This is a genomic window from Roseicella aerolata (assembly GCF_020523605.1).
GTDB classification, from domain to species: Bacteria; Pseudomonadota; Alphaproteobacteria; order Acetobacterales; family Acetobacteraceae; genus Paracraurococcus; species Paracraurococcus aerolatus.
The window spans coordinates 26,744-53,521 of record NZ_JAJAQI010000036.1; the positions used below are offsets into that span (position 1 = coordinate 26,744).

Below are 26,778 nucleotides of genomic sequence, written 5' to 3' on the forward strand. Positions count from 1 at the left end.
ATCCGCAACGCATTGCGTCCATGCCTGGACGCCACCCCGTTGCAGGCCCTGGCCCGGAGCGCAAGGCATGCTCCCGGGCATCCAGGCCCGTCCGCGAAAGGCTCCGGGACCTACAGGAAGATCCGCGTCGCCACCGCGATCTGGTAGATCAGGCCCAGCAGGTCGCTGCCGATCTGGAAGGCCTTGGGGTCGAGGCGCGGCAGCACGATCAGCTCGTCGCCCGGCCGCGGGATCTCCGCCGGGTCGAGCACCAGCTCGCCGCTCGCCCGCCGGATCATCAGCGAGCTGTCGCTGCCGCGCGGCGAATAGCCGCCCGCCGCCTTCACGAAGTCGGCCAGCTTCATCTCCGGCCGCCAGATCACGGCGCGCGGCGCCGTCACCTCGCCCGCCACCAGCACGGTCTGCGACCGCTCCGGGATGACGATGACATCGCCATCCTCCAGCCGCAGCGGGGCGCAGCGTCCGCCGCTGTCCACCACCACCAGCCGGCCTTCGGGCTGGGTGCGGCGGGCGCGCTGGATGTAGGAGGAGACGAGATTCGCCTCGCTCGCCCGGATGGCGGCGACGCCGGTGGTGGGCGAGACCGCCATGAAGAGCTGCCGCTCCAGCCGGTCCAGCGCCTCGTCGATCGCCCGGCGCTGCTGCTGCGCGACCGAGGGGCGCAGCAGGAACACCGAGCGGGTATCGGCCAGCACCGGATCCACCGCGACATGGTCCAGCACCTGGCAGAGCTGGGCGTCGCGGTCGGCGACCAGGACGGAGGGGCCGATGCGGCTCCCCTCCACCGTCACGCGCACCGTGCGCGCCGGCGCGTCGGTGATGAAGGTGGCGGTGTCCTGGTCCTGTAGGGTGAGGGTCTGGAACTCCGCCAATGTGGCATAGCGCGAGAAGGGCTGGCCGCCACGCGTCCCCTTCACCACCACATTGGTGGCCGAGGGCAGCGGCCGGGCATAGTCCAGCAGCTCGCGCCCGGTCATGGCGCGGGCCGGCACCTCGAACAGGTAGTTGTTGCGCACGGCGCCATCGGCGCCGACCACGGCGCGCTGCCGCGCCACCACCAGCGTGTCGCCCTCCTGCAGCCGGATGTTCGGCAGGCGGCCCTCGATCAGGAAGCGGTAGAGGTCGATGGTGGTGACCGCCCGGCCCCCGCGCTGCAGCGTGATCTCGCGGTAGGAGCCGCGGCCGGGATCGACACCGCCGGCGCGCACCAGGAAATCCACCACGCTGTCGGCGGCCGAGCCGGCGAAGCGGCCGGGGGTGCGGACGAAGCCGGTGACGAAGACGCCGATGCGCTGGGTCGAGAGCAGCACGGCATAGACCTGCACCTGGTTGGTGTAGACCTTCTGCACCTCCGCCTCGACCACCTTCTGCAGGTCGCCGGCGCGGGTGCCGGCGATGCGGATCGGGCCGATATTGGGCAGGAAGAGCATCCCGGAGGGGTCGACCTGGCCCATCACTTCCGATTCCACCGCGCCCCAGGCGCGGACGGAGACGCGGTCGCCCGGGACGATCTGGTAGTTCGGGTTCGGCGCGTCGCTGACCGCCGTCGCCTCCCGCGTGAAGAGCGAGGCGCCGAAGACGGCCGTCGCACCCGGCGTGCGGGCGCCATCGCCAAGCGGCCCGACCGCAACCGGCCCGCCTTCCGACTGCGTCTCCGTCCCCGCCCGGTTCAGGACCCGGTCGGGCGCCACCAGGTTCGGCAGCGTCTGCACCACGCCCTGGGAGGGCGCGAGCGCCGCGGCGCCGCGCTGCTGCAGCATTTGCATCGGCGTCTGCGCCGCGGCGGCGCCGGAGACGAGCAGCCCGGCGATCAATAATCCACTGAAATTACGAGGCATGTTCGCGCATTCCCGCGATGAGCAGCCAGGCCAGCCCGTAACCGACGGACAGGCAGGCGAAGATGTAGAGGATGGTCAGCATGGCCTTGGGGTAGCGGGCATATTCGGCGCGGTTCGGCTCGACCACGCGCAGCAGGAAGATCTGCTGGCGCTGCGCGTCGCCGCGCGCCCGCTCCAGCGAGGCGGTGGCGGAGGCAAGCTGCGCCCGCGCCAGCTCGCGCTCGACCTCCAGCCGCTCATACTCGCCGACCTGCTGGGAGACGCCGGCCTCCCGGTTGCCGAGCCGACCGCGCTCCTCGCCGACCTGGCCGGTCAGCGCCTCCACCCGGTTGCGCAGTTGCAGCACGCGGGGATTGTCGGCGCGGCTGAAGCGCTGCGCCTCCGCCAGCTCCGCCCGCGCCTGGGCCAGCGCGCCCTCCAGCCGGCCGATATTGTCGAGGGCGAGGCCGGCCGAGCGGGTCGGGTCCACCGCCCTCTCGCGCTCGCGGAACTCGCCGACCGCAAGCTGCGCGGCGGCGAGGCGCGCCTCGGCCCGCGCCACCTCCTCCCGCGCGACGCGCAGGCCGTCCTCCTGCAGCCGCTTGTTCAGGCGGTTCACCAGTTCCTCGGACAGCGTCAGGAGTTGCTGCGCGATCTCCTGGGAGTCCTCGGCCCGGAAGCTGCGCACGCGCAGCGTGGTGATGCCGCTGGTCGAGTCGTATTCGGCGCCGGCCATGCGGCGGAAATAGTCGAGCAGCCGCTCGGTGGTCGGCTCCGACCACCAGAGCCGCGCCAGGCGGTCGGCCTCCGGCCGGCGGAAGATCTCGACCAGCGGGATGCGCTCGCGCAGCGCGGTGACGGCATCGTGCGATTGCAGGTAGTCCCGCACGCCCATGGCGTCCTCGGAGGCCGGGCGGAAGCCGGCGCTCGCGATCATCTCCGCCATGCCGCCGCCACCGCCGCCGGAGCGGCCGCGGACCAGGAAGCGGGCCTCCGATTCGTATTGCGGCGCGGCGATGCCATAGAGGTAGAGCGCGGCCAGCAGCGTCGGCAGCAGCACCGTGACCTTGAAGGCATTCCGCCGGACGAAGCGGCGAAGCCGGGCGAGCAGGCCCGGCATCGGCACCGGCCCGGACCAGCCGGCCGCATCGCTGGCGGTGTCAGGCAGCCCGGTAGGCGGCGATTGCTTCGTCCAGATTGTCATAGCGGGTCAGCCTACCATCCTGGAGGATCGCTGCGGTCTTGCAGAAGGCCCGCACGGTTTCGGGTTGGTGTGAGACGAGCAGCAGCGCGCTGCGCGCGTTGAGGTCGGCGAGCGCGGCGCGCGCCCGCTCGGCGAAGCGGCTGTCGCCGACCGCGATCGCCTCATCGACCAGGTAGCAGTCGAAATGGACGGCGAGGGAGAGCGAGAAGCCGAGCCGGACGATCATGCCGGAGGAATAGGTCCTGACCGGCATGCGGAAATAATGGCCAAGATCGGCGAAATGCTCGACGAACTCGACCGTCTCCTTGATCGGCTTGTCGTAGATCCGGGCGATGAAGCGGGCATTGTCGGCGCCCGAGATGCTGTAGTGCATGGCGCCGGCGAAGCCGAGCGGCCAGGAGACGCTCATCCGCCGCTCGATGCGGCCGCTGTTCGGGTGCTCGACCCCGGCGATCAGGCGCAGCAGCGTGGTCTTGCCCGCACCGTTGCGGCCGAGGATTCCGATCCTCTCGCCGCGGCCGAAGGTGGCATCGACCCCGCGCAGCACCTCCTTCGGCCCGACATGCGTCGGGTAGCTCTTGTGGACACCCAGCAGGCGGATCATGGCATCAGACCACGAGGTGGCGGCGCGCCTTCCGCAGCGCCGCCATGCCGAGCAGGTGCAGCACCGTGACCCAGCCCAGCACATAAGGAATGTCGTAGAAGGTCGGCACCACCGTGCCATAGAGGCCGTGCCGCACCAGTTCGAAGCAATGGACGGTCGGGATCATCAGCGCCGTCCGCTGCAGGTCGGTCGGCAGCCAGAACACCATGAAGAAGGCGCCGGCCACGCCCATGAAGAGGTAGGTCGCAAGGTGGGTGAGGCGATCAAAGAGTTCCGTGTAGACGCTGCCGGCCGCGATCAGGAGGGCAAGCCCCTGCGCCAGGCCCAGCATCAGGACCATGCCGAGCACCATCAGCCCAAGCTGGTCCGGCCATACGCCAAGCACCGCGCCGAACAGAAGGAGGAAGAGCATCAGCGCGATGCCGACCGCCGCCCCCTCCAGCAGGTGGCGCGCGACCATGATGTCGAGCATGGTGATCTGGCGGTGATAGAGCAGCGACTGGTTGCCGGCGATCCCGTTCGGCGCGCGGTTGATGATGCCGCGGAACAGGTAGAAGGGGATGTAGCCGATCACCCAGAAGACCAGGGGATCGAGCCCGCCCGGCATGCCATGGCCGGAGGCCTTGTGCAGCACGCCGATCGCCCCGCCGAGCATCATCGGCTCGAGGAACAGCCAGAGATAGCCGAGATTGTCGCGGCCGAAGCGCGTGCCCATCTCCCGCAGCATCAGCGCGCCGATCACGCGCGCCTGGATGCGGAAGCAGGTCCACAGGCTCGGCTCGGGCGCGACCTGGTCGTTCACGGGCGGACCGCACCGCTGCCGAGCAGCAGCGGCCGCGCCGCGACCCATTGGCCATCCGCCTGGCAGAGCAGGCTGGCCCGGCCGCCGATGCCCTCGTCCAGCAACACCTCCCGGCACTCGCGGCCACTGGCGGCGGCATAGGCGCGCACCAGCCGGACCTGCACGGTGCGGCCATCCGGCAGCGCCACCATCCCCTGCTGCCCCGGCGCAGCGGTCGCGACGAATCGGCCGAGCGGGTCCTGCGGCGCCGTGGCCAGGGCTGGCAGCACGGCGGCACCCGTCACCGCCGGGTCCCGCCCGGCGCAGGCAGCCAGGACAAACAGCGCACCAAACAGGGCTGCCCGGCCAGAAGTCCTCACGGCAGGACGCCATGAGACGCCCGAGACAAAAATCATGTGTTCGCAGCCTCCGCTGCTTCCTCTACCAAAGTGCGAGTTGGGAGCAACCTATTTCAGGTGAGCGTTAGTGAACCTTCCCGTCCGCCGTATCCCGGATCCCGCAGGCGCATGAGAGGGCCGGCCCATCACGGGGCAACCCGGCCAGTGGCGGTGCGGCCGGACAGTATCCCCGCAAATCTTGACGGTTTCTTCTCCGGCGGAGAGCGCCCGCCTGCGGCGATGCGGGCCACGGAGGGCCTGTTCCGCGCCCCGCGCTTCGGCGCCGCCTGGGCGCCCGTCGCCCTGCTGCTCGCCGATGGGCCGGACCCGGTGGCAGCGGCGATCGCGGTGGGATTGGCCGGCGGCGCCCCCGATGCGGCGGCCCGCGACGAGGCGCGGGCGGTCATGGCGATGCTCCGGTCCGGCCGGGTCGGCGGCGCCCCCGGGCTGCCGGATCCCGGGCCGGCCGGGCTCGGCCTGCCCTCCGGCGCGGCGGTGCTGGTGCTCGACCCCGGCGAGCCCGCCGAAAGCGCGGCGGCGCAGGCGATGCTGGCGACGGCCCGCGTCGCTGCGAAGGGGCGGCGGCTGCTCCTCGCGCTCGATCCGGCGGCGCCGGCCACCGCCCGGCCGGTCCTCCCGGACTCGGCGGGCCAGCGCCTGCCCGGCCGCCTCGCCCCCTGGACGCTGCTCGACCTCGCGGCGGAATGCCATACGCTCTCCGACGAGATGGCGCTGCTGGCCGGGGCCGCAGGCCTGCCTGCCCGGCTGCGGGGCGCCGAGCCCTGGGGCGGCGCCCCGGCGGACATGGCCTTTGCCGCCCTGCTGGCCGCGACCCGCTGGGCCGACCCCTTCCGGGCCAGGCCCTGGACCGCCGCGGAGGGCATCGCGCAGCTCGTGGCATGGCGGCAGGCCGAGGCCATGAATCGCCGGATCGTCGCCTGCACCGGCATGGATGTGTTCAAGCGCGGCGCCATGCAGGCGGCGCTCGCCGGGCATGCCGGTCCGCCACGCATCGTCTTCCGCGGCTCGACCGCGCTGCGGCTCGCGCGCGAACAGGGCGGCGATGTCGCGGTCTGGGCGGCGGTGATGCCGGAGAATCTGCCGGCCCGCGCCGCCGCCACCGGCGTTGGGCTGGTGCAGATCGAGGACGGCTTCATCCGCTCGGCCGGGCTTGGCGTGCATCGGGCGCGCGCGGCCTCCCTCGTCCTGGACGGGGCAGGCATCCATTTCGATCCCTCGACCGAGAGCGCGCTGGAGCGCCTGCTGACACGGACGGCCTTCGACGAGGCGCTGCTGGCGCGCGCCGCCCGGCTGCGGGCCGCCATCACCGCCTCGGGCGTCACCAAATACAACCTGGCGGGCGAGGCGCGCCTGCCGCCCCTGCCCGCCGGCCGCCGTGTCATCCTGGTGCCCGGCCAGGTGGAGGACGATGCCGCGATCCGCCGTGGCGGCGGCCACATCCGGACCAATCTCGGCCTGCTGCGGGCGGTGCGGGCGGAGAACCCGGATGCCGTCATCCTCTTCAAGCCCCACCCCGATGTGGAGGCCGGCATGCGGCGCGGCGCGGTGCCACCGGCAGAGGCGGCGGCGCTGGCCGATCAGGTGCTGCGGGAGGTGCCGATCGGCCCACTCTATGCCGTGGCGCAGGAGGTGCACTGCATGTCGAGCCTCTCGGGCTTCGAGGCGCTGCTGCGGGGCCTCCGCGTCGTCACCTGGGGCAAGCCCTTCTATGCCGGCTGGGGCCTGACCGAGGACCGCGACCCGCCGCCGCGCCGCGGCCGGCGCCTCACCCTCGACGAGCTGGTCGCGGGCGCGCTGATCCTGCATCTCCGCTGCCGCGACCCGGTGACCGGGCTGCCCTGCCCGCCGGAGGTGCTCGTGGAACGGCTGGCCGGGGGAGGGACCGCGCCGCCGGCCCCGCCGCGCAGCCCGGCGGCGCTGCGTGCCTTCATCGCGCGCTGTTCGCGCCGTCTCGCGGCCTGGGGCGCCTCGCGGTAGGACCCGCTCTCGAAAGGCCACGGCCGGCTATGGCGGATTGCATTCAGGACGGAACGCCCCTCCGCTGCAGGACATGGTTTGCGGATCCCTCCCGGTCCCGCGCATGCGGGCCCGGGAGGGATCCGCTCCGCAGCGGATTGCGTCCCTACCTGAACGCAATCCGCTGCAGCTCTTTGTCTTTCGAGTAGAGTCACGCCTCCGGGCATTCACGCCCGTCCGCCATCCGCCCTAGATCTGCGGCATCATCTCCCGCCAGGGTGCCGCGCGCTCATAGGCGGCCGCGGCGCGGAAGATCAGCGCCTCGCTGAAGGACGGCCCGACCAGCTGCATGCCGAGCGGCAGCCCCGCCGCCCTGCTCAGCCCGCACATCACCGAGATCGCCGGGTGGCCGGTGACGTTGAAGGGCGTGCGGGCCTGGCGGGGATAGGTGCGCTCCACCTCCGGCTCGTCGTCGATCAGGCTGGCCGGGTCCATGGAACTGGCGCAGAGCAGCAGGTCCACCTCGGCGAAGGCCGCCTCCACCGCCGCGACGAGCTGCCGCCGGCGGCGCTGCGCCTGCACGTAATCGGCGCCGGTGATGAACATGCCCGGCAGCAGCCGGCGCCGGGTGACGGCGGCATAGTCGCCCGGCCGCTCGCGCAGCCAGGCCTCGTGCACCGAGGCGGCCTCCGGCAGCATGATGGCGCGGTTGACGGCGGCGAACTCGCCCAGCGGCGGCAGGGTGACATCGAGCAGCGTCGCGCCCTCCACCGCCAGCAGGGCGGCGGCGGCATCGAGCGCGGCGGCCACCTCCGGCGTCGCCGGCATGTCGCGCTCATGGAAGTGCCGGACATAGCCGATGCGCAGGCCGCGCGCGCCGCGATGCAGGTCCCGCGTGTAGTCCTCGGCCGGGCGGGCGGCGCTGCCCGGGTCCCCCGGGTCGTGCCCGGCCATGGCGTTCAGCAGCAGGGCGTTGTCCCGCACCGTCCGGGTCATCGGACCGACATGGTCCAGGGTGAAGGAGAGCGGGAAGACCCCGCGGCGGGAGACGAGACCATAGGTCGGCTTCAGCCCGACCAGCCCGCAATGGCTGGCGGGGTGCCGGACCGAGCCGCCGGTATCGGTGCCGAGCGCCGCCGGCAGCATGCCCGCCGCGACCGCGCTGCCGGAGCCGGAGGAGGAACCGCCGGGATGGTGCGCGGTGTTCCAGGGGTTGCGCGCCGGCGGGAAGGGCAGGTCGAAGGCCGGGCCGCCGATGGCGAATTCATGCGTCGCCAGCTTCGCGGGGAAGACCGCCCCGGCCTCCCGCAGCCGCGCCACCACGGCGGCATCGGCCGTCGCCATGCGGTCGATCTGCAGCTTCGAATGGCAGGTCGTGGGATGGCCGGCGAGGTCAATGATATCCTTGAGCCCGACCGGGATGCCGTGCAGCGGGCCGCGCGGGCCACCGGCCGAGATCTCCGTCTCGGCCGCGCGGGCATCGGCCATCGCCTCCTCCGCTGCCAGGCGGATGACGGCGTTGAGCCGCGGATCGAGCACCGCGATGCGGGAGAGGCAGTCCTGCAACAGCTCGACCGGGGAGAGGCGACGGGCAGCGATCAGCGCCGCGGCTTCGGCCAGCGGCAGGAGGTGCGGGGCGGTCACCGCCCGGGCTCCGGCGCGCGATGGGCGGGCAGCGGCTCGGCGGCCGGATCGGCGGGGCGGGCGAAGCCGGTGCGCAGCCGGGCGGCGGCGGCGATCGCCTCCTCCACATCGGCGCGGTGGTCGGCCCAGGCCCGCTGCAGGCCGGCGGCTTCGGCGAGGGCGGCGGCGGTGCCGGCGCCCTGGCTGGCGGGGTCGGGCATCGGTCTCGTGCTTCCCTGCTGTGGCGGTCGAGGGGGGATGCTGGCGCAAAACGCCAGGGCGAGGAACCCCAGGGCGGGCCTGTCGTTGCCTCTCCGGCGGAAGCGACCTGGCGCAGAGTGGGTCAGACCCGTCTCGCGGGCCGGCCCCGCACTCCGCCGCGCGGCGTCTCGCCGCGTCCGGGGCGGCGACGCCCCGTCACCAGCACAGGGAGATTCCAGAGATGCGGCTTTCCGGTATCGTCGCGGCCGCCGCCGCGGTCACGCTGGCCTTCGCCACCTTCCCGGCCGACGCGGCCTCCGAGCGGCAGCACAGGGGAGCATCGATGCAGCGGGGGGCATCGCCCTCCGACAACATGGCCGATGAGCTGAACGCCCAGAGCCTGCGGCGCGCCCAGTCCGGCGCCGAGGCCTCGGGCATGGATATGCAGGGCTCCGGCATGGGCATGCAGGGCTCCGGCATGGGCATGCATGGTGGCAGCACGGGCATGCAGGGCTCCGGCATGGGCGGCTCCATGTCCTCCACCCCGATGCGCTGACGGACGCGGCCACACCGGCCCGCCCGGCCGGTGTGGCCAGTTCCGGCCGGCGCCGATCTGCTCTATGGCTGCCGGCCATGTCCGAGAAAGCCCCCGCCCCGGAGGCAGCGCGCCTCCCCCTCACCGGCCTCCGCGTCATCGAGCTCGGCCACTACATCGCCGCGCCCTTCGCCACGCGGCTGCTGGCGGATCTCGGCGCCGAGGTGATCAAGGTGGAGCCGCCGGAGGGCGACCCGGTCCGCGGCTGGGGCTCGGCAGTCAACGGCAACGCCGTCTGGTTCAGCGTGCATGGCCGGAACAAGCTCTCGGTCACGCTCGACCTGAAGAGCGCCGAGGGGAAGGCGAAGGTCCGGCAGCTCGTCGGCCGTGCGGATGCGCTGGTCGAGAATTTCCGCCCCGGCCAGCTCGAGCGCTACGGGCTCGGCCCCGCCGACCTCCATGCCGTCAACCCGCGCCTCGTCATCGCCCGCGTCAGCGGCTACGGCCAGGACGGCCCCTATCGCGACAAGCCGGCCTTCGGCGCGATCGGGGAGGCGATGGGCGGCCTCCGGCACCTCACCGCCAATCCCGGCCAGACCGAGCTGCCGCCGCCGCGCTGCGGCGTCTCCATCAGCGACGACCTGGCCGGCATGTATGCCGCCATGGGCCTGGTCGCGGCCTGCTGGCAGGTGAAGGGCGACCCGCAGGCGTTGGGCCGCGTGATCGACGTGGACCTCGTCAGCAGCGTCTTCTCTTTGATGGAGGGCATGCTGCCGGAATACGGGCTGTTCGGCTGGGTGCGGCAGCCGCAGGGGGCGGCCATCAAGACCGCGGCGCCGACCAACACCTACCCCTGCGCCGACGGCAAGTGGCTCTGCATCGCCGGCAATTCCGACCTGATCTTCAAGCGGCTGATGGCGGCGATCGGGAAGTCGGGGATGGCGGCCGAGCCGCGCTTCGCCAACAACGCGCTGCGCTGCGAGAACGTCGCTGAGCTGGACGCCGTGATCGCCGCCTGGACCCGCACCCTGCCGGCGGCCGAGGCGGAGGCGATCCTGGAGAAGGCCGAGGTGCCCTGCTCGCGCCTCTATGACATGCGCGACTGCGCCGAGGATCCGCATTTCCGCGCGCGGGAGCTGGTGATGCAGGTGGAGGACCCGCTGATCGGGCCCATCCTGCACCCGGCCGCCCCCTTCCGCTTCGACGGCGTCAGCCCGCGCGAGATGGTGCGCTGGACCGGCCCCGCCGCCGGGGCGCACAACGAGCAGGTATTCCGGATGCTGGAGGAGGAGGCGAAGCCATGACCGAACGGGTGGAACTCTCGGAGGTCGCGCCGCGCGACGGCTTGCAGTCCATCGGCCCCTTCGTGCCGACCGAGACCAAGATCGCCCTGGTCCGCGCCAGCTACGAGGCCGGCCTCCGGCGCATGGAGGTGGGCAGCTTCGTCTCCCCCCGCGCCGTGCCGCAGATGGCCGATACGGGCGAAGTGCTGAAGGCGGCGAAGCAGCTCGAGGGGCTGGAGAGCACCGTGCTCGTCCCCAACCGCAAGGGCTTCGAGGCGGCGATCAATGCCGGGGCCGACCGGCTCGGTCTCTTCATGAGCGTGACCGAGGCCCACAACAAGGCGAACCTCAACCGGACCCGCGAGGAGAGCTTCGCCGACCTCGCCGCGATCGTCCGGGACACCCCGAAGGGCACGCTGATCCGCTTCAACCTCTCCTGCACCTTCCACTGCCCCTTCGAGGGCGTGGTGCCGGAGCGGGACGCGCTCGACTTCATCGAGCGGGTGGTGGCGCTGGATCCGGAGATGGAGGTCGCGCTGGCCGACACCACCGGCAATGCCAGCCCGGACCAGGTGCGGCGGGTCTTCGAGCATGCGCACAGGGCCTGGGGCAAGCGTTTCGCCTTCCATGGCCATGACACCTACGGCATGGGCGTCGCCAATGTGGCGGCGGCCTGGGAGGCCGGCTGCCGCATCTTCGACGCCGCCTCGGGCGGCATCGGCGGCTGCCCCTTCGCGCCCGGCGCCACCGGCAATGTGGCGATGGAGGACGTGGTCTGGCTGTTCCGCCGCATGGGCGTCGAGACGGGGGTCGACTGGGCGAAGCTGCTGGTGGCGGCGGACCTGGCCGCCGCCGTGCCGGGCGCGACGCCGGGCGGCGCCATGCGTCGGGTGCCGGCGGCGCGGCTGGCGGCCTGAGGCGCCGTCGGGCGGGTCCTCTGCGGCCCGCCCGATGATGGCCCCGATCCGAGGCCGCGCCTCATCCGGGTCCGGGAGGCGCGGGCCGCAAGGGCGGGGGCCATGACACCCTGGCGCATGGCGCGTGGCCGGCGCGAAGCCCTGGTCCCTCCGCCCTGCGCCGCGATTCAAGCCTGGCAAAGATCGCGGACGGGCGTGGACGCCGTCAGCGGTAGCTGCCCGGCCTGGAGTCCCGGATGGCCTGCGGCCGGCATCGGTCTCCGCCCGCGGCCAGCCTGCAGGCGCCGAAAGGCCCGGGGCCGACCGGACCTTACCACACCGTCAGGACGGTGATCGCCAGGCCGGCCCAGAGTGCCGAGGACATCATCGCGGCCAGCGTGATGCCGCGCGCCGCATCCAGCGGCCCCTCATCCAGGTCGAATTCCAGCCCGCCCGTCACGCGCATCATAGCCCTGTCTCCGTCACCCGCCTCAGACGCCGTCCCTGGCGTCGAGTTTCGCACGGCGACAGGTCCGGGTGCGTTTAACCCGCATGAGTTGAGGCAATCGTGAATCCCGCCCGGCCGGGCGGCAGGCCTCCCGGCGCCGGCACGGCCTGCGCCGCCACAATCCGGCCGCAACCGCGTCGCAATCCGGCACTGTCCATGGGGCAGAAGAGGTCTGTCCGGAAGTGCACCAGCCGCCTTGGGCGGCTTTGCTCCCGGAGAGTTGATAATCTGGCGCGTGCCCTGCCTGGGCACGCGGCTCCTGGAAGGGTCTGGCCGCCATGCTCGGCGTAGAGGTCTACCGGTCGATGGCATCCGAGGTCACCGTCCCCGCCTTGGCGGGCCATGGCAGCGCGCCGCGGCGGGAGAACGGGATCCCCCTGCGCCGTCCCGGCCTGCAGCCCGCGCTCAAGCGCGCCATGGACATCCTCGCCGCCGGGAGCCTGCTGCTGCTCTGCGCCCCGGTCTTCGCGCTGCTCGCCCTGCTCATCCGAGCCGATGGCGGCCCGGTCCTCTACGCGCATGAGCGGGTGGGCCGCGGCGGCCGGCGCTTCGGCTGCCTGAAATTCCGTTCCATGGTCACCGATTCGCAGGTCCGGCTCGCCGCCCTGCTGGCGGCCGATCCGGCAGCCCGGGCCGAGTGGGAGGCGACCCGCAAGCTCAAGGACGACCCGCGCGTCACCCGCATCGGCCGCCTGCTGCGCGCCACCAGCCTGGATGAGTTGCCCCAGCTCATCAACGTGCTGCGCGGGGAGATGAGCCTGGTCGGCCCGCGCCCGGTCGTCGCGGCCGAGCTGGCCGAGCATTACGGCGCCGCCGCCGAGCACTACCTCTCGGTCCGCCCCGGCATCACCGGCCTCTGGCAGATCAGCGGCCGCAGCGACACCAGCTATGCCCAGCGGGTGGCGCTCGACACGCAGTATGCGGCGAACCCCTCGATCCGGGCCGACCTCAGCATCCTGCTGCGGACGCCGCTGGTCGTCCTGTTGCGCCGCGGCGCCTATTGAATGCGGTGCGCGGGGGTGCCATCCCCCGCGCCCGGGCCGCTCGGCCCTCTCCGAAAAGGGTTCCATGGACCACCCCGAATCCCGCACCCGGGCGCGCATGATGGTCGCCGGGGTTGCCTGGAATGCCGCGGGTCGCGGCCTTCCGCTCCTCCTCGCCCTCCTCCTCACCCCCATCCTGGTCCATCAACTCGGCGTTGAGCGCTGGGGGCTCTTCACCCTCGCCCTGGCCCTGGTCGGTGTCTTCAGCGTGTTCGATTTCGGCGTCGGCCAGGCCCTGACCCGCGCCCTGTCCGAGCGCATCGGCGCCGGACGGGGAGAGGAGGCAGCCGGCTTGGTCGGTGCGGCGCTCACGGCGCTCGGCGGCCTCAGCCTGGTGATGGCGGTTCTGCTCTGGTTCGGCGTGCCGCATCTGGTGCAGCGCCTGCTGAACGTGCCGGCCGAGTTGCAGCCGCAGGCGATCGCGGGCATGCGCGTGCTGGCCGTGGCGGCGCCGCTGGTGGTGCTGAACGCCGCGCTCTGGGGCGTGCTGGCGGCCTATCAGCGCTTCCGGGAGGCCAATCTGGTCACCATCCCGGTCAACATCTTCTACTATCTCGGCCCCGTCCTGGTCCTGCTGGTCTGGGACGACCTGATGGGCGTGATGCTGGCCCTCGTCGCGGTGCGGCTGGCCAATACCCTCTCCTACGTCCTGCTGCTGCGTCGGCTCATGCGCCAGGTGCTCGGCACGCGGCTGCGCCTCCTCCTGGTCCTGCCGCTGCTTCGGATGGGCGGGTGGATGAGCTTTTCCGGCGTGCTGACCCAGGCGCTGCTCTATGCCGACCGCTTCCTGATCGGGGCCCTGCTCTCGCTCGCCGCCGTCGCGTATTACGCCACGCCGCTCGACCTGGTGATCCGGGTCTGGATGGTGCCGGTCGCCGTGGCGCAGACCCTGTTCCCGGCCTTCGCCTCCGCCTATGCCACCCTCCCGCGCCAGACGACGGCGCTGCTCCGCCGCGGCGCGCTCATGGTGATGGGCCTCGTCCTGCCGGTCGCGCTGGTGCTGGCGGGCGGCGGGCAGCAGATCCTGGCGCTCTGGCTCGGCCCGGATTTCGCCGCGGGCGGCGGCCTGGTGCTCCGCATCCTTGGCGTCGGCATCTTCTTCTCCTGCCTCGCCTTCGTGCCGAGTGCGCTGGTGGATGCCATGGGCCGGCCGGACGCGACGGCGCGCTTCGCCCTCGCCCAGGCCGTGGTCTACCTGCCACTCGCCGCCCTGCTGCTGCTCTGGCAGGGGATCGAGGGCGCCGCGGTCGCCTGGGCGCTCCGCTGCGCCGTGGACTGCCTGGGCAAGCTCTGGCTGGCCGCCCGGCTCTACCCTGCGGCGGCGGACGCGGTTCGCCGGCTGCTGCCGGTACTGGCTGCCGCCGGCTTCGGCCTCGCCCTGCTGCCGGGCATGGCCAGCCTGCCCCTCATGCTGACCACCGGTCTGCTCGTCCTGCTGGCCTTCGCGGTGCTGGCGCTCCGCTCGCTCGACCCGGCGGAGCGGAGCCAGCTGCGCGGCCTGCTGCGCCGCCCGACCGGGTTCCTGCGCGCCGAGAGCCGGTCCTGATGCCCATTGCGATCAATGGCCGCTTCCTGGCCCAGCGCGTGACCGGGGTGCAGCGCTTCGCCACCGAGATCGCGCGCGCGCTGGACGCCATGGCGGCCGAGTTCCGCCTGCCCGATGCCCGGCTGCTGCGCCCGGCTGGCGGCGGCCCCTCCCCCTTCGGCAACCTGCGGGAGGAAGCCTCCTCCCTCCTCCGTGGCCAGGCCTGGGAACAGGCGGAACTGCCGCTCCGCGCCCGCGGCTGCCTGTTGCTGAACCTCGGCAACACCGCCCCGCTCGCCATGGGGCCGAACCAAGCCGTGGTGATCCACGATGCCGGCGTCTTCGACACGCCGGAGAGCTATTCCGGCGCCTTCCGCGCCTGGTACCGGGCACTGCACCTGGCCCTGCCGCGGGTCGGGGCGCGCATCGTCACCGTCTCCGAATTCTCTCGCGGCCGGATCGCCCACCATCTCCGCATCGACCCGGCCCGCATCGGCGTCATGCCGGAAGGGGCGGAGCACATCCTGCGCGCGCCGGCCGAGGACGCCGTGCTGGCGCGGCACGGCCTTGCCCGCCACGGCTATGCGCTGGTCGTCGGCAATCCGGCGGCGCACAAGAACGTCGCCGCCCTGAAGGAGTGTGCCGGGCTGCTGGCCCGGCACGGCCATGTCCTGGCGATTGCCGGCGCCGCCGATCCGGCGGTGTTCCGCCAGGGAGGAGGCACGACCGGCGAGGCGGTGGTGGCGCTCGGCCGGGTCAGCGATGCCGAGCTGCGCGCGCTCTATGAGAATGCCCTCTGCCTGTTGTTCCCGTCTCGCTACGAGGGTTTCGGGCTGCCGCCCCTGGAGGCGATGGCCTGTGGCTGCCCGGTGATCGCCGCGGCCTCCGGCGCCGTGCCGGAGGTCTGTGGGGACGCCGCGCTGTGGTTCGACCATGACGGCGCGCGCCGCCTGCCGGCCATGCTCACCCGATTGCTCGAGGAGGACGGCCTGTACGACGATCTGCGCGCCCGGGGCCTCGGACGCGCCGCCCTGTTCACCTGGCGCGGCGCCGCGGAGCGCCTGCTCGCCCTGCTGCCGGAGGAGCACGGCGCGTGAAGGTCGCCATCGTGCATGAATGGCTCGAGAGCTATGCCGGCTCCGAGCGTGTGGTGGAGCAGATGCTGCTGCTCTGGCCGCAGGCCGATCTCTTCGTGGTCTGCGATGTCCTGCCCGAGGGCGAGCGCGGCTTCCTCAAGGGCCGGCCGGTGCGGACCAGCTTCATCCAGAAGCTGCCCTTTGCGCGGAAGCATTTCCGCAAATACCTCTCGCTGATGCCCATCGCGGTCGAGCAGTTCGATCTCTCCGGCTATGACCTGGTGCTCTCCTCCAACCATGCCGTCGCCAAGGGCGTGATCACCGGGCCGGGGCAGCTGCATGTCAGCTACGTCCACAGCCCGATGCGCTATGCCTGGGACCTGCAGCACCAGTATCTGCGCCAGGCCGGGCTGGAGCGCGGGCCGATGTCGCTCTACACGCGCTGGCTGCTGCACAGGATGCGGCTCTGGGACCGTTCCACCGCCTCCCGCGTCGACTCGGTGGTCGCCAACAGCCGCTACATCGCGGAGCGCATCGAGAAGGTCTGGCGCTGCCCCTCGACCGTGATCCACCCGCCGGTGGATGTGGAACGCTTCACGCTGGGCGAGGCGCGGGAGGACCATTACCTGATCGCCGCCCGCATGGTGCCCTACAAGCGGGTGGAGCTGGTGGTGGAGGCCTTCCGCGGCATGCCCGACAGGCGCCTGGTGGTCTGCGGCGACGGGCCCGGTGCGGCGCTGGTCCGCGCGGCGGCGGCCGGCGCGCCGAATATCGAGCTGCGCGGCCGCGTGGCGCAGGCCGAGCTGGTGCGGCTGACCCGCACGGCGCGCGCCTTCGTCTATGCTGCGGAGGAGGATTTCGGCATCGGCATGGTGGAGGCGCAGGCCTGCGGCACGCCGCTGATCGCCTTCGGCCGCGGCGGGGCACGGGACATCGTGCGGCCCGAGACGGGCATCCTCTTCCCGGAGCAGAGCGTTGGCGCCATCACTGCGGCGGTCCAGCGCTTCGAGGCCGTCGCCGCCTCCATCCGGCCGGAGGCCTGCCGGGAGAATGCGCTGCGCTTCTCGATCGCCGCCTTTCGCGAACGCTTCCATGCCCATGTCGAAGGGCTGCTGGCGGAGCGCGCGGCGGCATGAAGGTCAGCCTGGTGGTCGCGACGCGCGGCCGCGACCGCGAACTCGGTGAGCTGTTCGAGAGCCTGGCGGCGCAGGGCCAGGACGGGCTCGAGGTCATCGTCGTCGACCAGAACGCCGATGACCGGCTGGCGCCCGTCATGGAGGCCTGGCGCGGCCGGCTGCCGCTCTCCTGGCACCGGACGCAGCGGGCGCATGCCAATCACGCACGCAATCTCGGCCTCGCGCTCGCGCGCGGTGACATCGTCGGCTTCCCGGATGACGACTGCACCCTTCCGCCCGGGCTGCTGGCGCGCGTCACCGCAGCATTCGTGGCCGATCCCGAGCTCGCCATCCTCACCGGTCCGGCCGCCTCGCCCGAGGGCGGCCTCGGCTCCGGCCGCTGGCGCGAGGAGGCCGGGCCGATCGACCCGCAGAATGTCTGGACCAGCGTGATCGAGTTCAACCTCTTTCTCCGGCGCAAGGTCGCGCTGGCCATGGGTGGCTTCGACGAGCGGCTCGGTCCCGGCACGCCGCTCGGCTCGACCGAGGGCAATGACCTGGTGCTCCGCGCCATCCGCGCCGGCCATGTCGCGCGCTACGACCCCGATCAGCGGGTGGTGCATCCGGACAAGCGCCTGACGCCGGTGGCGGTGGAGCGGGCCGCGCTCTATGCCCGCGGCATGGGCTTCGTGCTGCGCCGCCACGCCGTGCCCGCCGGGGTCTGGCTGCCCTTCATGATCCGCCCGCTCGGCGGCGTCGCGGTCAGCCTGCTGCGCGGCAACCTGCTGGCGGCGCGCTACTATGCGGCGACGCTGCGCGGAAGGCTGGCCGGCTTCCTCACCCCCGGCGCGGCGGCGGGCCTGCCCCTGCCGGCCCTCCGGGAGGCGAGGGCCTGACCATGCGCATCGCCATCGGCATCGCCACCCGCGGCCGCGCCGCCATCCTGGCCGAGACGCTCGCCGAACTGGAGCGCCAGACCCGCGCGCCCGAGCGGCTGATCGTCTGCCATGTGGCGCCGGAGGATATCGGCCAGCCGCGGCCGGGCGTGGAATACCTCGCCTCCCCCGCCGGCCTGCCGCGGCAGCGCAACGCCATCCTGGATGCCGTCGCGGATTGCGACATCGTCCTGTTCCTCGATGACGACTTCCTGCCGGCGCCCGACTATCTCCGCGTGACCGAGGCGGTCTTCGCGGCGCGGCCCGACTGCGTCGTCACTACCGGCACGGTGCTGGCGGATGGGGCCAACGCCCCGGGCTACTCGCCGGAGGAAGGGCGCGCCATCCTCGCGCAGGACCGCCATGCGGGCGACCCGCTCGAGGTGCAGCCGCATTTCAACGGCTATGGCTGCAACATGGCGGTGCGCATGGGCGTTGTGCGGCGGCATGGCATCCGGGTGGATGAGGCGCTGCCGCTCTATGCCTGGTACGAGGATATCGACTTCACCCGGCTGATCGGCCGGCACGGCGTCATCCTCCGCCTCGCCGGGGCGCGCGGCGTGCATCTCGGCACCAAGCTCGGGCGGACGCCGGGCCGGCGCCTCGGTTACTCGCAGGTGGCGAATTCCGTCTATCTCGCGCGCAAGGGCACCTATCCCTGGTCGCACGCCCTGCCGAGCCTGCTGCGCCATACCTTGAAGAACGCCGCCCTCTCCCCCTGGCCGGAGCCCTGGGCGGACCGCTTCGGGCGCTTCCGCGGCAACCTGCTGGCCTTTGCCGACTGGGCGCGCGGCCGCCTCGCCCCGGGCCGGATCCTGGAGCTCTAGGCCGTGCAGGACCTGCTCTTCGTCGCCTCGAAGGTGCTGTGGTGGCCGCTCCGCCCCGGCACGGCGGCCATCCTGCTCGGGCTGCTCGGCCTCGCCCTGCTCTGGCGCGGCAAGCGCTGGGGCCGCTGGCCGGCACTGGCCGGCCTCGGCTTCTTCGCCCTCATTGCCCTGCTGCCGCTGAATCAGTGGATCCAGTTGCCGCTGGAGGACCGCTTCTCGCGCCCGGCCACGGAGCCCGCCCGTATCGACGGCATCCTGGTGCTGGGTGGCGCGGTGGAGCAGCGGATGACCGAGGCCCGCGGCCTGCCCGCCCTGAACGGCGCGGCCGAGCGCATGACCGAGCCGGTGGCGCTGATCCGCCGCCACCCCGAGGCGCGGCTGGTCTTCACCGGCGGCTCGGCCAGCCTGGCGCCGGGCGCGCTGAGCGAGGCGGATGTGGCGCGCCAGCTCTGGCTGGACCTCGGCGTGCCGGCCGAGCGCATGGTGTTCGAGAACGAGTCCCGCAACACGCACGAGAATGCGGTGAACACCTTCCGGCTGGTGCAGCCCGGGCCGGGCGAGACCTGGCTGCTGATCACCTCCGCCAGCCATATGCCGCGCGCCATGGGCGTGTTCCGCCGGGCGGGCTGGCAGGCCTTGGCTTGGCCGGTGAATTACCGCACCGGTTACAGCGTGGCGACCTGGATGGACACCTCCTTCCCGGTGCGGCTGCAGGAATTCGAATGGGGGTTCCGCGAGTGGGTTGGTCTGACCGCCTACTGGTTGATGGGACGGACGGACGCGCTCTTTCCCGCGCCGTGACCGGGGGGCCGGTTGCGCCGCGGCGGCGGAATCGCGCGTGGGTTTGCGCCGGCCCGGCCGTAGCACGCGGCGAAATCCGATGCCGATCCTCCTTGCCCTTCCCCGCCTGCCGCTGGCCGCCGCCGTGCCGGCGACGGACCGCCCCGCCGGCCTGATGGCGCGCGAGACGGCCAGCGATGCCGACCTCATGCGCTGGTCCGCCGCCGGCGACCGTGCCGCCTTCGCGGTGCTGGTCGAGCGCCATGGCGAGCGCGCGCTGCGCATCGCGCTGCGGGTCCTGGGCGACCCGGCCGAGGCGGAGGAGGTGGCGCAGGAGGCGCTGCTGCGCGCCTGGCAGGCAGCCGGCCGCTTCGACCCGAGCCGTGCCCAGGTCACCACCTGGCTGCACCGCATCGTCCTGAACCTGGCGATCGACCGCACCCGCCGCCGCGCCTCGGCGCCGCAGGCCGGGGAAGCGGCGCTGGCCGCCCTGCCCGATCCCGCCTCCGGCCCGGAAGCCGCCGCCGTCGAGGCCGAGGAGCGCGCCGCGCTGGCCGCCGCCCTGGCGCAATTGCCGGCCCGGCAGCGCGCGGCCATCGCCCTCGCCTATGAGGAGGGGCTGAGCGGCGCCGAGGCTGCCGCCGTCCTCGATGTCTCGGAGCGCGCGCTGGAAGGGCTGCTGCGCCGCGCCCGCCTGATGCTGCGGAGGCTGCTGACGCCATGACCCATGGCAAACTCGCCCGCCTGCTCGACACCCACGGCCCCCGGCCGGAGCGCTGGCCGCCCGCCGACCGCCAGGCCGCCGCCACGCTGCTCGCGGCCTCGGCCGAGGCGCGCGCCATGCTCGCCGAGGCCCGTCGGCTGGAAGACCGGCTGGGTGCCGGGCTGCCGCAGCCGGCACCAGCCTCGGTTGCGCGGCTGAAAGCGGCGGTGGCACGGGAGATTGCCCGGAGCCCCCTGCCCGCCCCGCCCGGCCGCTGGAGCCGGCTGCTGGCGGCGCTGCGTCCCGCCGCCCCGGCCGGCTGGGGCGCGCTCGCCGCCATGGCGTGCTGCGCGCTCTGGCTCGGCCTCGCCGCCTCGCCGTCCCGCGTCGGGGACCCGCTGGCGCCGCTGCAGACGCTGCCGATCGCGGAGGATTCCCTCTGATTCGCTGGCCTTCCCGCCACGCCCTGCTCGGCGCCGCCCTCGGCGCCTCGGTGGTGCTGAACCTCGTGCTCGGCGGCCTGCTGCTGACCCGGCCCGCGCCGGTCGAGCCGCGCGGCCGCGGCTTCGACCGGATGGTGGGGCGCATCGAGGCCACCCTGCCGGCGGAGGACCGGCCGAAATTCCGCGCCGTGCTTGAGGCGGAGCGGGAGAGCTATGCCGGGGAGCTGGCCGCCTTCCGCGCCGCCAGCCGCGCGGTGGACGCGGCCATGGCCCGGGAGCCCTTCGACCCCGAGGCGCTGCGCGCGGCGCTCGCCACCTGGTCGGAACGCTGGGCGGCCTTCAGCCTCGCCTTCACCGCGACGATGGTGCAGGCCATGGAGGCGGTCTCGCCCGCCGGCCGGGCGCAGATCGCCGCGGCCCGGCGCGAGGGGCGGCGGTAGCGGCATGGCTCCCGCCCTCGGCCGCCGCGCGGCGCTGCTCAGCGCCGCCGCCCTCCTTCCTGCCTGCGCGCAGTTGACGCCGCCGGCCACGACATCCGGCATCGGCCTGCCTGGCCGGCTCGCCGCCGCCGATCCCGCCAGCCCGCCGGAATGGCCGGCTCCGGACTGGTGGCGCGGCTTCGGCGCGCCTGAGCTGGACACGCTGATGGCCGTCGCCATGGCGGCGAATACCGATATCGCCGCCGCCATCGCCCGGGTGCGGCAGGCCGATGCGCAGCTCCGCATCAATGGCGCGGCGCTGCTGCCGGCCGTCGATCTCGACCTCCAGGCCGCGCGGCAGCAGACCGGCGGCGTGAGCAGCGCGAGCCTCGGCGGCTTGGCCGGCCGGCGCATCCGCGTGACCTCGAGCAACCGTGCCCTGTTGTCGGCCAGCTACGAATTCGATTTCTGGGGCAAGAACCGGGCGGCGGTGGAGGCGGCGGAACGGGTGGCCCTGGCCAACCGCTTCGATGTCGGTACGGTGATGCTCACCACCCAGGCCTCGGTCGCCAATACCTACTTCGCCCTGCTCGGGGCGCAGGAGCGGCTGGCGCTGCAGCGGCAAAACCTGGAGATCGCCCAGCGCGTGCTGCGGGCGATCCGGGAGCGCGTCGCGGTCGGCACCGGCACGGGGCTGGAACTGGCGCAGCAGGAAACGGTGGCGGCGCAGCAGGAGGCGCTGATCCCGCCCCTGGTGCAGGAGGTGGAGACCAACCGCAACTCGCTCGGCACGCTGGTGGCGCGGCCGCCGCAATTTATCGCGGTGGAGGGCGGCGTCTTCAACCGGCTGGTGGTGCCGCCCGTGGCGCCCGGCCTGCCGGCCGAGATGCTGGTGCGCCGGCCCGACGTGCTGAATGCCGAGGCGGTGCTCGCCGCCGCCAATGCCAATATCGTGGTGGCGCGGGCGCAGCTGCTGCCCTCCATCACCCTCACCGCCTCGGGCGGCTACTCCAGCCTGGCGCTGGAGACGCTGACCCGGCCGGAATCGCTGGTCTTCACCCTGGCCGGCGGGCTGGTGCAGCCGATCTTCCGCGGCGGCGCCCTGCGTGGCCAGGTGCGGCTGCGGGAGGCGGAGGCGGAGGAGCTGCTGGCGATCTACCGCTTCGCCATCCTCAACGCCCTGGTGGATACCGAGAACGCCCTGGTCGCGCTGCGCCAGACCACCGAACAGGAGGCGCTGCAGGCCAATGCGGTGCGGATGGCGGAGCGCAGCTATGCCATCAGCGAGGCTCAGCTCCGCGCCGGCACCATCGACCTGATCACCCTGCTCAACACCCAGCAGACCCTGTTTTCGGCCCGCAACACCCTGGCCCAGGCCCGGCTGGCCCGGCTGCAGGCGGCGGTCGGGCTGTTCCGGGCACTCGGCGGCGGTTGGGGCAGCCCGGCCTGACATCCGGCTCGTTCGTGTCTGCCCCGCCGCCAGTGCGGCGCGGCCAAGGCCCACCGGGTCCCCGGCGCCTGAGGATGACATGTGTCAGCATGCCATGGGCCGCGTATGACACGATTCGTCACCCGACCGGCCCATGGGAATTGCGCCGGCCGGGCGTATCTCCACCACTTGTCCCGAAGGCTTCGATCCCTGCCCATGCGCCGCCCGCTCGTGATCCTCCTGTGTCTCGCCCTGCTCGCCGGGGCGGGGGCCGGAGGCTGGTTCTGGTGGCAGCAGCGCTCCGCCGCGGCGCCGCAGGCCGAGGCGGCGGGTCCGGCGGCCGGCGGACGGCCGGGCCGCGGCGCGCCGGTGCCCGTGACCGTTGCCGCCGCGCAGCGCCAGGACCTGCCGATCCGGCTGGAAGCCATCGGCACGGTGCAGGCCTTCAACACCATCACCGTCCGCGCCCAGGTGGACGGGCAACTCATCGAGATCGCCTTCCAGGAAGGCCAGATGGTGAAGCGCGGCGATGTCCTCGCCCGCATCGACCCGCGCAGCTACCAGGCGCAGCTCGACCAGGCGATCGCCAAGAAGGCGCAGGATGAGGCGCTGCTGGCCAATGCCCGGCTGGACTTGCAGCGCTACACCCAGCTCGCCCGGAACGAGGGCGTTTCCCGCCAGCAGCAGGACACCCAGCGCGCCCAGGTTGCGCAGTACGAGGCGCAGGTGGCGGCCGACCAGGCGGCGATCGATGCGGCGCGCACGCAGCTTTCCTTCACCACCATCCGCTCCCCCATCGATGGCCGCCTCGGCCTCCGGCTGGTCGACCAGGGCAACATCGTCCGCGCCGGCGACGCGACCGGCATCGTCACCGTTTCCCAGCTTCAGCCGGTCGCGGTGGTCTTCACCCTGCCGCAGCAGGACCTGCCGCGGGTGCAGGATGCGCTGGCGCGCGGCAGCGTCCCGGTGCAGGTGGTGCGCCAGGGCGAGGCGACGCCGCGGGCGGAGGGCGAGCTGATGACCCTCGATAGCGCCGTCGATGCGCAGACCGGCACGATCCGGCTGAAGGCCGCCTTCCCGAACGAGGACCAGCGGCTCTGGCCCGGCGCCTTCGTCAATGTGCGGCTGGAGGTGGACCGGCTGCCGGGCGTCACCACCATCCCGCTGGTCGCGGTGCAGCGCGGGCCGGACGGCGCCTTTGCCTTCGTCGTGACGCCGGAGCGCCGGGTGGAGCAGCGGCCGCTGCGGCTGGGCGCCATCACCGCGACCGATGCCGTGGTGCGCCAGGGCCTTGTGCCGGGCGAGCGGGTGGTGACCTCCGGCGCGCTGCGGCTCACCCCCGATGCGGCGGTGATCCCGCTGGAGGAGGGCGGCCAGCCGAGCACCCCGGCCCCGGGCGAGCGCCGTCTGCGGCCGCGCCAGGCCGCGGATGCCGGCCAATGAGCCCGGCGGCCGATGGCTCGGCCGGCGGGCCGGTGCCGCCCCCCTCCTCGCGCTTCCGCGGCGTCTCGGCCCCCTTCATCGCGCGGCCCATCGCCACGCTGCTGCTGGCCGTCGCCGTGCTGCTCAGCGGGCTGTACGGCTATGCCCGCCTGCCGGTCTCCGCCCTGCCGGAGGTGGACTTCCCGACCATCGAGGTGACGACGACGCTGCCCGGCGCCTCGCCGGAGACGGTGGCGCTGCTGGTCACCGCCTCGCTCGAGCGGCAATTGGCGCAGATCGCCGGTCTCACCGACATCGTCTCCACCAGTGGACCCGGCACCTCCCGCATCACCCTGCAGTTCAACCTCGGGCGGGACATCGACGACGCGGCACAGGACGTGCAGGCGGCGATCAATGCAGCGCGCGGGACGCTGCCGGCCAACCTGCCCTACCCGCCGACCTATGCGAAGGTGAACCCGGCCGACCCGCCGATCATCACCTTCGCGCTCACCAGCGAGACACTGCCGATCTGGCGCCTGTCGGACGCCGCGGACACGCTGCTGGCGCAACGGCTTTCCCAGGTCAGCGGCGTCGGCCGCGTGCTGGTGCAGGGCAGCATGCGCCCGGCGGTGCGGGTGCAGGCGGACCCGGTGCGCCTCGCGGCCTATGGCCTCTCGCTGGAGGATGTCCGCACCGCCATTGCGGCGGGCAATGTCAACACGCCGAAGGGCGTGGTGGACGGGCCGCGCCAGGCCGCGGCCATCATGGCCAACGACCAGCTCCGCTCGCCCGAGGATTTTTCCCGGCTGATCGTCACCTGGCGCAACGGCGCGCCGGTGCGCCTCAGCGACGTGGCCGATGCGGTGCAGGAGCTGGAGAACACGCTGAACGGCGCCTGGCACAACGGCCAGCCCGCGGTGCTGATCGATGTGCAGCGCCAGCCCGGCGCCAATATCGTCGCGACCGTCGCGCAGGTGCGCCAGCAGCTCGACCGGCTGCAGCGGGCGCTGCCGCAGGGGATGACGCTCTCGATCGTCGCCGACCGGACCGAGACCATCCGCGCCTCGGTTCGTGACGTGCAGTTCACCTTGGCGCTGGCGGTGGTGCTGGTGGTGGCGGTGATCTTCGTCTTCCTCCGCAGCGCCCGCGCCACGCTCATCCCCGGCGTCGCCCTGCCGCTCTCGATCATCGGCACCTTCGGCGTGATGGCGCTCTGCGGCTTCTCGCTCGACAACCTCTCGCTGATGGCGCTGACCATCGCCACCGGCTTCGTGGTGGACGACGTCATCGTCATGATCGAGAACATCGTCCGGCTGATCGAGGAGGGGAAGCGGCCGCTGCAGGCGGCCTATGAGGGCGCGGCGCAGATCGGCTTCACGGTGGTCTCGCTGACCCTCTCGCTGGTCGCGGTCTTCATCCCGCTGCTCTTCATGCCGGGCGTGGTCGGGCGGCTGTTCCAGGAATTCGCCCTGGTCATGACCATCTGCGTCACCGTCTCGATGTTCGTCTCCCTCACGCTGACGCCGATGATGTGCGGACGCCTGCTGCGCCCGGCGGCGGCGCAGCGCCCCGGCCGCCTCTCCCGCCTGACGGAGCGCGCGCTGGACGGCCTGCGGGACGCCTATGGCCGCAGCCTCGCCTGGGCCCTCCGGCGGGAGGGGCTGATGCTGCTGGTCGCGGGGCTGACGCTGGCCGGCACCGTCGCGCTCTATGTCGTCATGCCGAAGGGCTTCCTGCCCACCCAGGATACCGGCCTGATCGTCGCCACGGTGGAGGGGCCCGAGGATGCCTCCTTCACCCGCATGACCGGGCTGCAACGGGCGGTGGCGGAGGCGATCCGGGCGGATCCGGACGTCGTCGCCGTCACCTCCGTGGTCGGCGCGGGCGTAGTGAACCCGGCGCCGAATACCGGCCGGATCACCGCGGTGCTGCGGCCGCGGGAGGCGCGGGCGGACCATGCGGCGGCCATCATCGCCCGGCTGCAGCCGCGGCTGGATGCGATGCCGGGCGTCACCGTCCACATGCAGCCGGTGCAGGACATCCAGATCGGCGCCCGCCCCGGCAGCACGCCCTACCAGTACACGCTGATGAACCCCGATGCCGGGGAGCTGGCGCGCTGGGCGCCGGTGCTGGAGCGGCGGCTGATGCAGCTGCCCATCCTGCGCGACGTCGCCTCCGACCAGCGCGATGGCGGGCTGCGCCTGACGATCGATGTGGACCGCGACAAGGCCGGGCGGCTCGGCGTCACCATGCAGGCGGTGGACGACACGCTCTACAACGCCTTCGGCCAGCGCCAGGTCAGCACCATCTACACCCAGAGCAACCAGTACCGCGTGGTGCTGGAGGCATCCCCGGCGCTGCGCGACGACCCCGCCATGATCGGCCTGCTGCGCGTGCCCGCGACCGCGGGACAGGCGGCGACGGCGCAGGGCACGCCGGTCTCCTCGCCCGCCGGCACGCCGCAGGTGCCGCTCGCCGAGATCGCCGCCATCGGCCGCGCCGCCGGCCCGCTGACGGTGACGAAGCAGGGACAGTTCCCCGCCGTGACGCTCGGCTTCGACCTCGCCCCCGGGGCCTCGCTCGGCGAGGCCATCAGGGCCATCCACGCGGCGGAGGCGGAGATCGGCCTGCCGGAGACCATCGCCGGCAGTTTCTCGGGCGATGCGGCGGAGTTTCAGCGCTCGCTGCGCGGCGAGCCCTGGCTGATCCTGGCCGCCGTCGTCACCATCTATATCCTGCTCGGGGTGCTGTATGAGAGCCTGATCCACCCGATCACCATCCTCTCCACCCTGCCCTCCGCCGGCATCGGCGCGCTGCTGGCCCTGCTGCTCTTCGGGCTCGACCTCTCCGTGGTCGGGCTCATCGGCATCGTGCTGCTGATGGGCATCGTGAAGAAGAACGCCATCCTGATGATCGACTTCGCGCTGGAGGCGCAGCGCGACCATGGCCGCACGCCGCGCGAGGCGATCGAGGAAGCCTGCCTGCTGCGCTTCCGCCCCATCATGATGACGACGCTGGCGGCGCTGCTCGGCGCCCTGCCGCTGGTGCTCGAGAGCGGCACGGGCTCCGAGCTTCGCCTGCCGCTCGGCGTCTCGGTCGTCGGCGGCCTGCTGCTGAGCCAGGTGATCACCCTCTACACCACGCCGGTGATCTATCTGGGGCTGGAGCGCCTGCGGGCGCGGGCGCAGCGCCTCGTGCGGCGGCGCGCCCCGGTCGCGGCGGAATGATGGCCCG

At 72.9% G+C, this 26,778-nt stretch carries 25 protein-coding genes; 17 read left to right on the plus strand and 8 right to left on the minus strand.

The window, feature by feature from the left end:
• Positions 1–110 precede the first annotated feature (110 nt).
• From LHA35_RS20295 to LHA35_RS20315, 5 genes are read right to left on the minus strand one after another with little or no spacing between them, the layout of a single operon-like run.
• Positions 111–1,838: a polysaccharide biosynthesis/export family protein gene (locus tag LHA35_RS20295; protein WP_226611574.1), complete on the minus strand. Its 1,728-nt coding sequence runs from the start codon at positions 1,836–1,838 to the stop codon at positions 111–113.
• Positions 1,828–3,021, minus strand: a complete 1,194-nt coding sequence (locus tag LHA35_RS20300; RefSeq protein WP_226611575.1) for a capsule biosynthesis protein — start codon at positions 3,019–3,021, stop codon at positions 1,828–1,830. Before LHA35_RS20300 ends, LHA35_RS20295 begins: the two co-directional genes overlap by 11 nt.
• Positions 2,978–3,625, minus strand: a complete 648-nt coding sequence (locus LHA35_RS20305; protein ID WP_226611577.1) for an ABC transporter ATP-binding protein — start codon at positions 3,623–3,625, stop codon at positions 2,978–2,980. Before LHA35_RS20305 ends, LHA35_RS20300 begins: the two co-directional genes overlap by 44 nt.
• Before the next feature lie 4 nt (positions 3,626–3,629).
• On the minus strand, positions 3,630–4,427 hold the full coding sequence (locus tag LHA35_RS20310) for an ABC transporter permease (protein ID WP_226611579.1): 798 nt from the start codon (positions 4,425–4,427) through the stop codon (positions 3,630–3,632).
• Positions 4,424–4,786 carry a DVU3141 family protein gene (locus LHA35_RS20315; protein ID WP_226611581.1) on the minus strand — a complete coding sequence of 121 codons (363 nt, stop codon included), beginning with the start codon at positions 4,784–4,786 and terminating at the stop codon, positions 4,424–4,426. The genes LHA35_RS20310 and LHA35_RS20315 overlap by 4 nt, the downstream gene beginning before the upstream one ends.
• A 258-nt stretch (positions 4,787–5,044) precedes the next feature.
• On the opposite strand from LHA35_RS20315, the gene LHA35_RS20320 reads away from it, so the two are divergent.
• Positions 5,045–6,802 carry a capsular polysaccharide export protein, LipB/KpsS family gene (locus LHA35_RS20320; RefSeq protein WP_226611583.1) on the plus strand — a complete coding sequence of 586 codons (1,758 nt, stop codon included), beginning with the start codon at positions 5,045–5,047 and terminating at the stop codon, positions 6,800–6,802.
• Positions 6,803–7,030: 228 nt separating this feature from the next.
• Here LHA35_RS20320 and LHA35_RS20325 read toward each other — a convergent pair whose 3' ends face one another.
• Both LHA35_RS20325 and LHA35_RS20330 read right to left on the minus strand, forming a co-directional pair.
• Positions 7,031–8,425: an amidase gene (locus LHA35_RS20325; protein WP_226611585.1), complete on the minus strand. Its 1,395-nt coding sequence runs from the start codon at positions 8,423–8,425 to the stop codon at positions 7,031–7,033.
• Positions 8,422–8,625, minus strand: coding sequence for a hypothetical protein (locus tag LHA35_RS20330; protein WP_226611587.1), 204 nt, complete (start codon positions 8,623–8,625; stop codon positions 8,422–8,424). Before LHA35_RS20330 ends, LHA35_RS20325 begins: the two co-directional genes overlap by 4 nt.
• Positions 8,626–8,846: 221 nt before the next feature.
• Between LHA35_RS20330 and LHA35_RS20335 the strand changes: the two genes are divergently transcribed.
• The 3 genes from LHA35_RS20335 to LHA35_RS20345 all read left to right on the plus strand — a co-directional run bounded on the left by LHA35_RS20335 (position 8,847) and on the right by LHA35_RS20345 (position 11,340).
• On the plus strand, positions 8,847–9,161 hold the full coding sequence (locus LHA35_RS20335) for a hypothetical protein (protein WP_226611589.1): 315 nt from the start codon (positions 8,847–8,849) through the stop codon (positions 9,159–9,161).
• Between the two features lie 77 nt (positions 9,162–9,238).
• Positions 9,239–10,444, plus strand: a complete 1,206-nt coding sequence (locus LHA35_RS20340) for a CaiB/BaiF CoA transferase family protein (protein WP_226611591.1) — start codon at positions 9,239–9,241, stop codon at positions 10,442–10,444.
• The gene (locus LHA35_RS20345; protein ID WP_226611593.1) at positions 10,441–11,340 is read left to right on the plus strand and encodes a hydroxymethylglutaryl-CoA lyase; all 900 of its coding nucleotides are present in this window, start codon (positions 10,441–10,443) and stop codon (positions 11,338–11,340) included. Before LHA35_RS20340 ends, LHA35_RS20345 begins: the two co-directional genes overlap by 4 nt.
• A gap of 310 nt (positions 11,341–11,650) precedes the next feature.
• Here LHA35_RS20345 and LHA35_RS20350 read toward each other — a convergent pair whose 3' ends face one another.
• Complete coding sequence (locus tag LHA35_RS20350; protein ID WP_226611595.1) at positions 11,651–11,788, minus strand: hypothetical protein; 138 nt, start codon at positions 11,786–11,788, stop codon at positions 11,651–11,653.
• A 344-nt stretch (positions 11,789–12,132) separates the two neighbouring features.
• Here LHA35_RS20350 and LHA35_RS20355 point away from each other — a divergent pair, with 344 nt between their 5' ends.
• From LHA35_RS20355 to LHA35_RS20415, 13 genes are all read left to right on the plus strand, one after another.
• Positions 12,133–12,831 (plus strand): sugar transferase, encoded by a 699-nt coding sequence (locus LHA35_RS20355; RefSeq protein WP_226611597.1) that lies wholly within the window; start codon positions 12,133–12,135, stop codon positions 12,829–12,831.
• Positions 12,832–12,895: 64 nt separating this feature from the next.
• Positions 12,896–14,416 (plus strand): flippase, encoded by a 1,521-nt coding sequence (locus LHA35_RS20360; protein WP_226611599.1) that lies wholly within the window; start codon positions 12,896–12,898, stop codon positions 14,414–14,416.
• A complete protein-coding gene (locus LHA35_RS20365) occupies positions 14,416–15,492 on the plus strand; it encodes a glycosyltransferase family 4 protein (RefSeq protein WP_226611601.1) in 1,077 nt (358 codons plus the stop codon). Before LHA35_RS20360 ends, LHA35_RS20365 begins: the two co-directional genes overlap by 1 nt.
• Entirely contained in the window at positions 15,489–16,607 is a 1,119-nt protein-coding gene (locus LHA35_RS20370; RefSeq protein ID WP_226611603.1) for a glycosyltransferase, read from the plus strand. Before LHA35_RS20365 ends, LHA35_RS20370 begins: the two co-directional genes overlap by 4 nt.
• A complete protein-coding gene (locus tag LHA35_RS20375) occupies positions 16,604–17,482 on the plus strand; it encodes a glycosyltransferase family 2 protein (RefSeq protein WP_226611605.1) in 879 nt (292 codons plus the stop codon). The genes LHA35_RS20370 and LHA35_RS20375 overlap by 4 nt, the downstream gene beginning before the upstream one ends.
• A 2-nt stretch (positions 17,483–17,484) precedes the next feature.
• Entirely contained in the window at positions 17,485–18,348 is an 864-nt protein-coding gene (locus LHA35_RS20380; RefSeq protein ID WP_226611613.1) for a glycosyltransferase family 2 protein, read from the plus strand.
• Positions 18,349–18,351: 3 nt separating this feature from the next.
• The gene (locus LHA35_RS20385; protein ID WP_226611615.1) at positions 18,352–19,149 is read left to right on the plus strand and encodes a YdcF family protein; all 798 of its coding nucleotides are present in this window, start codon (positions 18,352–18,354) and stop codon (positions 19,147–19,149) included.
• Positions 19,150–19,228: 79 nt separating this feature from the next.
• A complete protein-coding gene (locus tag LHA35_RS20390; RefSeq protein ID WP_226611617.1) occupies positions 19,229–19,852 on the plus strand; it encodes a sigma-70 family RNA polymerase sigma factor in 624 nt (207 codons plus the stop codon).
• Positions 19,849–20,274 carry a hypothetical protein gene (locus tag LHA35_RS20395; RefSeq protein WP_226611619.1) on the plus strand — a complete coding sequence of 142 codons (426 nt, stop codon included), beginning with the start codon at positions 19,849–19,851 and terminating at the stop codon, positions 20,272–20,274. Before LHA35_RS20390 ends, LHA35_RS20395 begins: the two co-directional genes overlap by 4 nt.
• Before the next feature lie 50 nt (positions 20,275–20,324).
• On the plus strand, positions 20,325–20,714 hold the full coding sequence (locus LHA35_RS20400) for a periplasmic heavy metal sensor (RefSeq protein ID WP_338050927.1): 390 nt from the start codon (positions 20,325–20,327) through the stop codon (positions 20,712–20,714).
• Positions 20,715–20,718: 4 nt separating this feature from the next.
• A complete protein-coding gene (locus tag LHA35_RS20405; RefSeq protein WP_226611621.1) occupies positions 20,719–22,143 on the plus strand; it encodes an efflux transporter outer membrane subunit in 1,425 nt (474 codons plus the stop codon).
• A 195-nt stretch (positions 22,144–22,338) separates the two neighbouring features.
• A complete protein-coding gene (locus LHA35_RS20410) occupies positions 22,339–23,565 on the plus strand; it encodes an efflux RND transporter periplasmic adaptor subunit (RefSeq protein WP_226611623.1) in 1,227 nt (408 codons plus the stop codon).
• On the plus strand, positions 23,562–26,771 hold the full coding sequence (locus tag LHA35_RS20415) for an efflux RND transporter permease subunit (protein WP_226611625.1): 3,210 nt from the start codon (positions 23,562–23,564) through the stop codon (positions 26,769–26,771). Before LHA35_RS20410 ends, LHA35_RS20415 begins: the two co-directional genes overlap by 4 nt.
• The last annotated feature ends 7 nt before the right edge of the window (positions 26,772–26,778 follow it).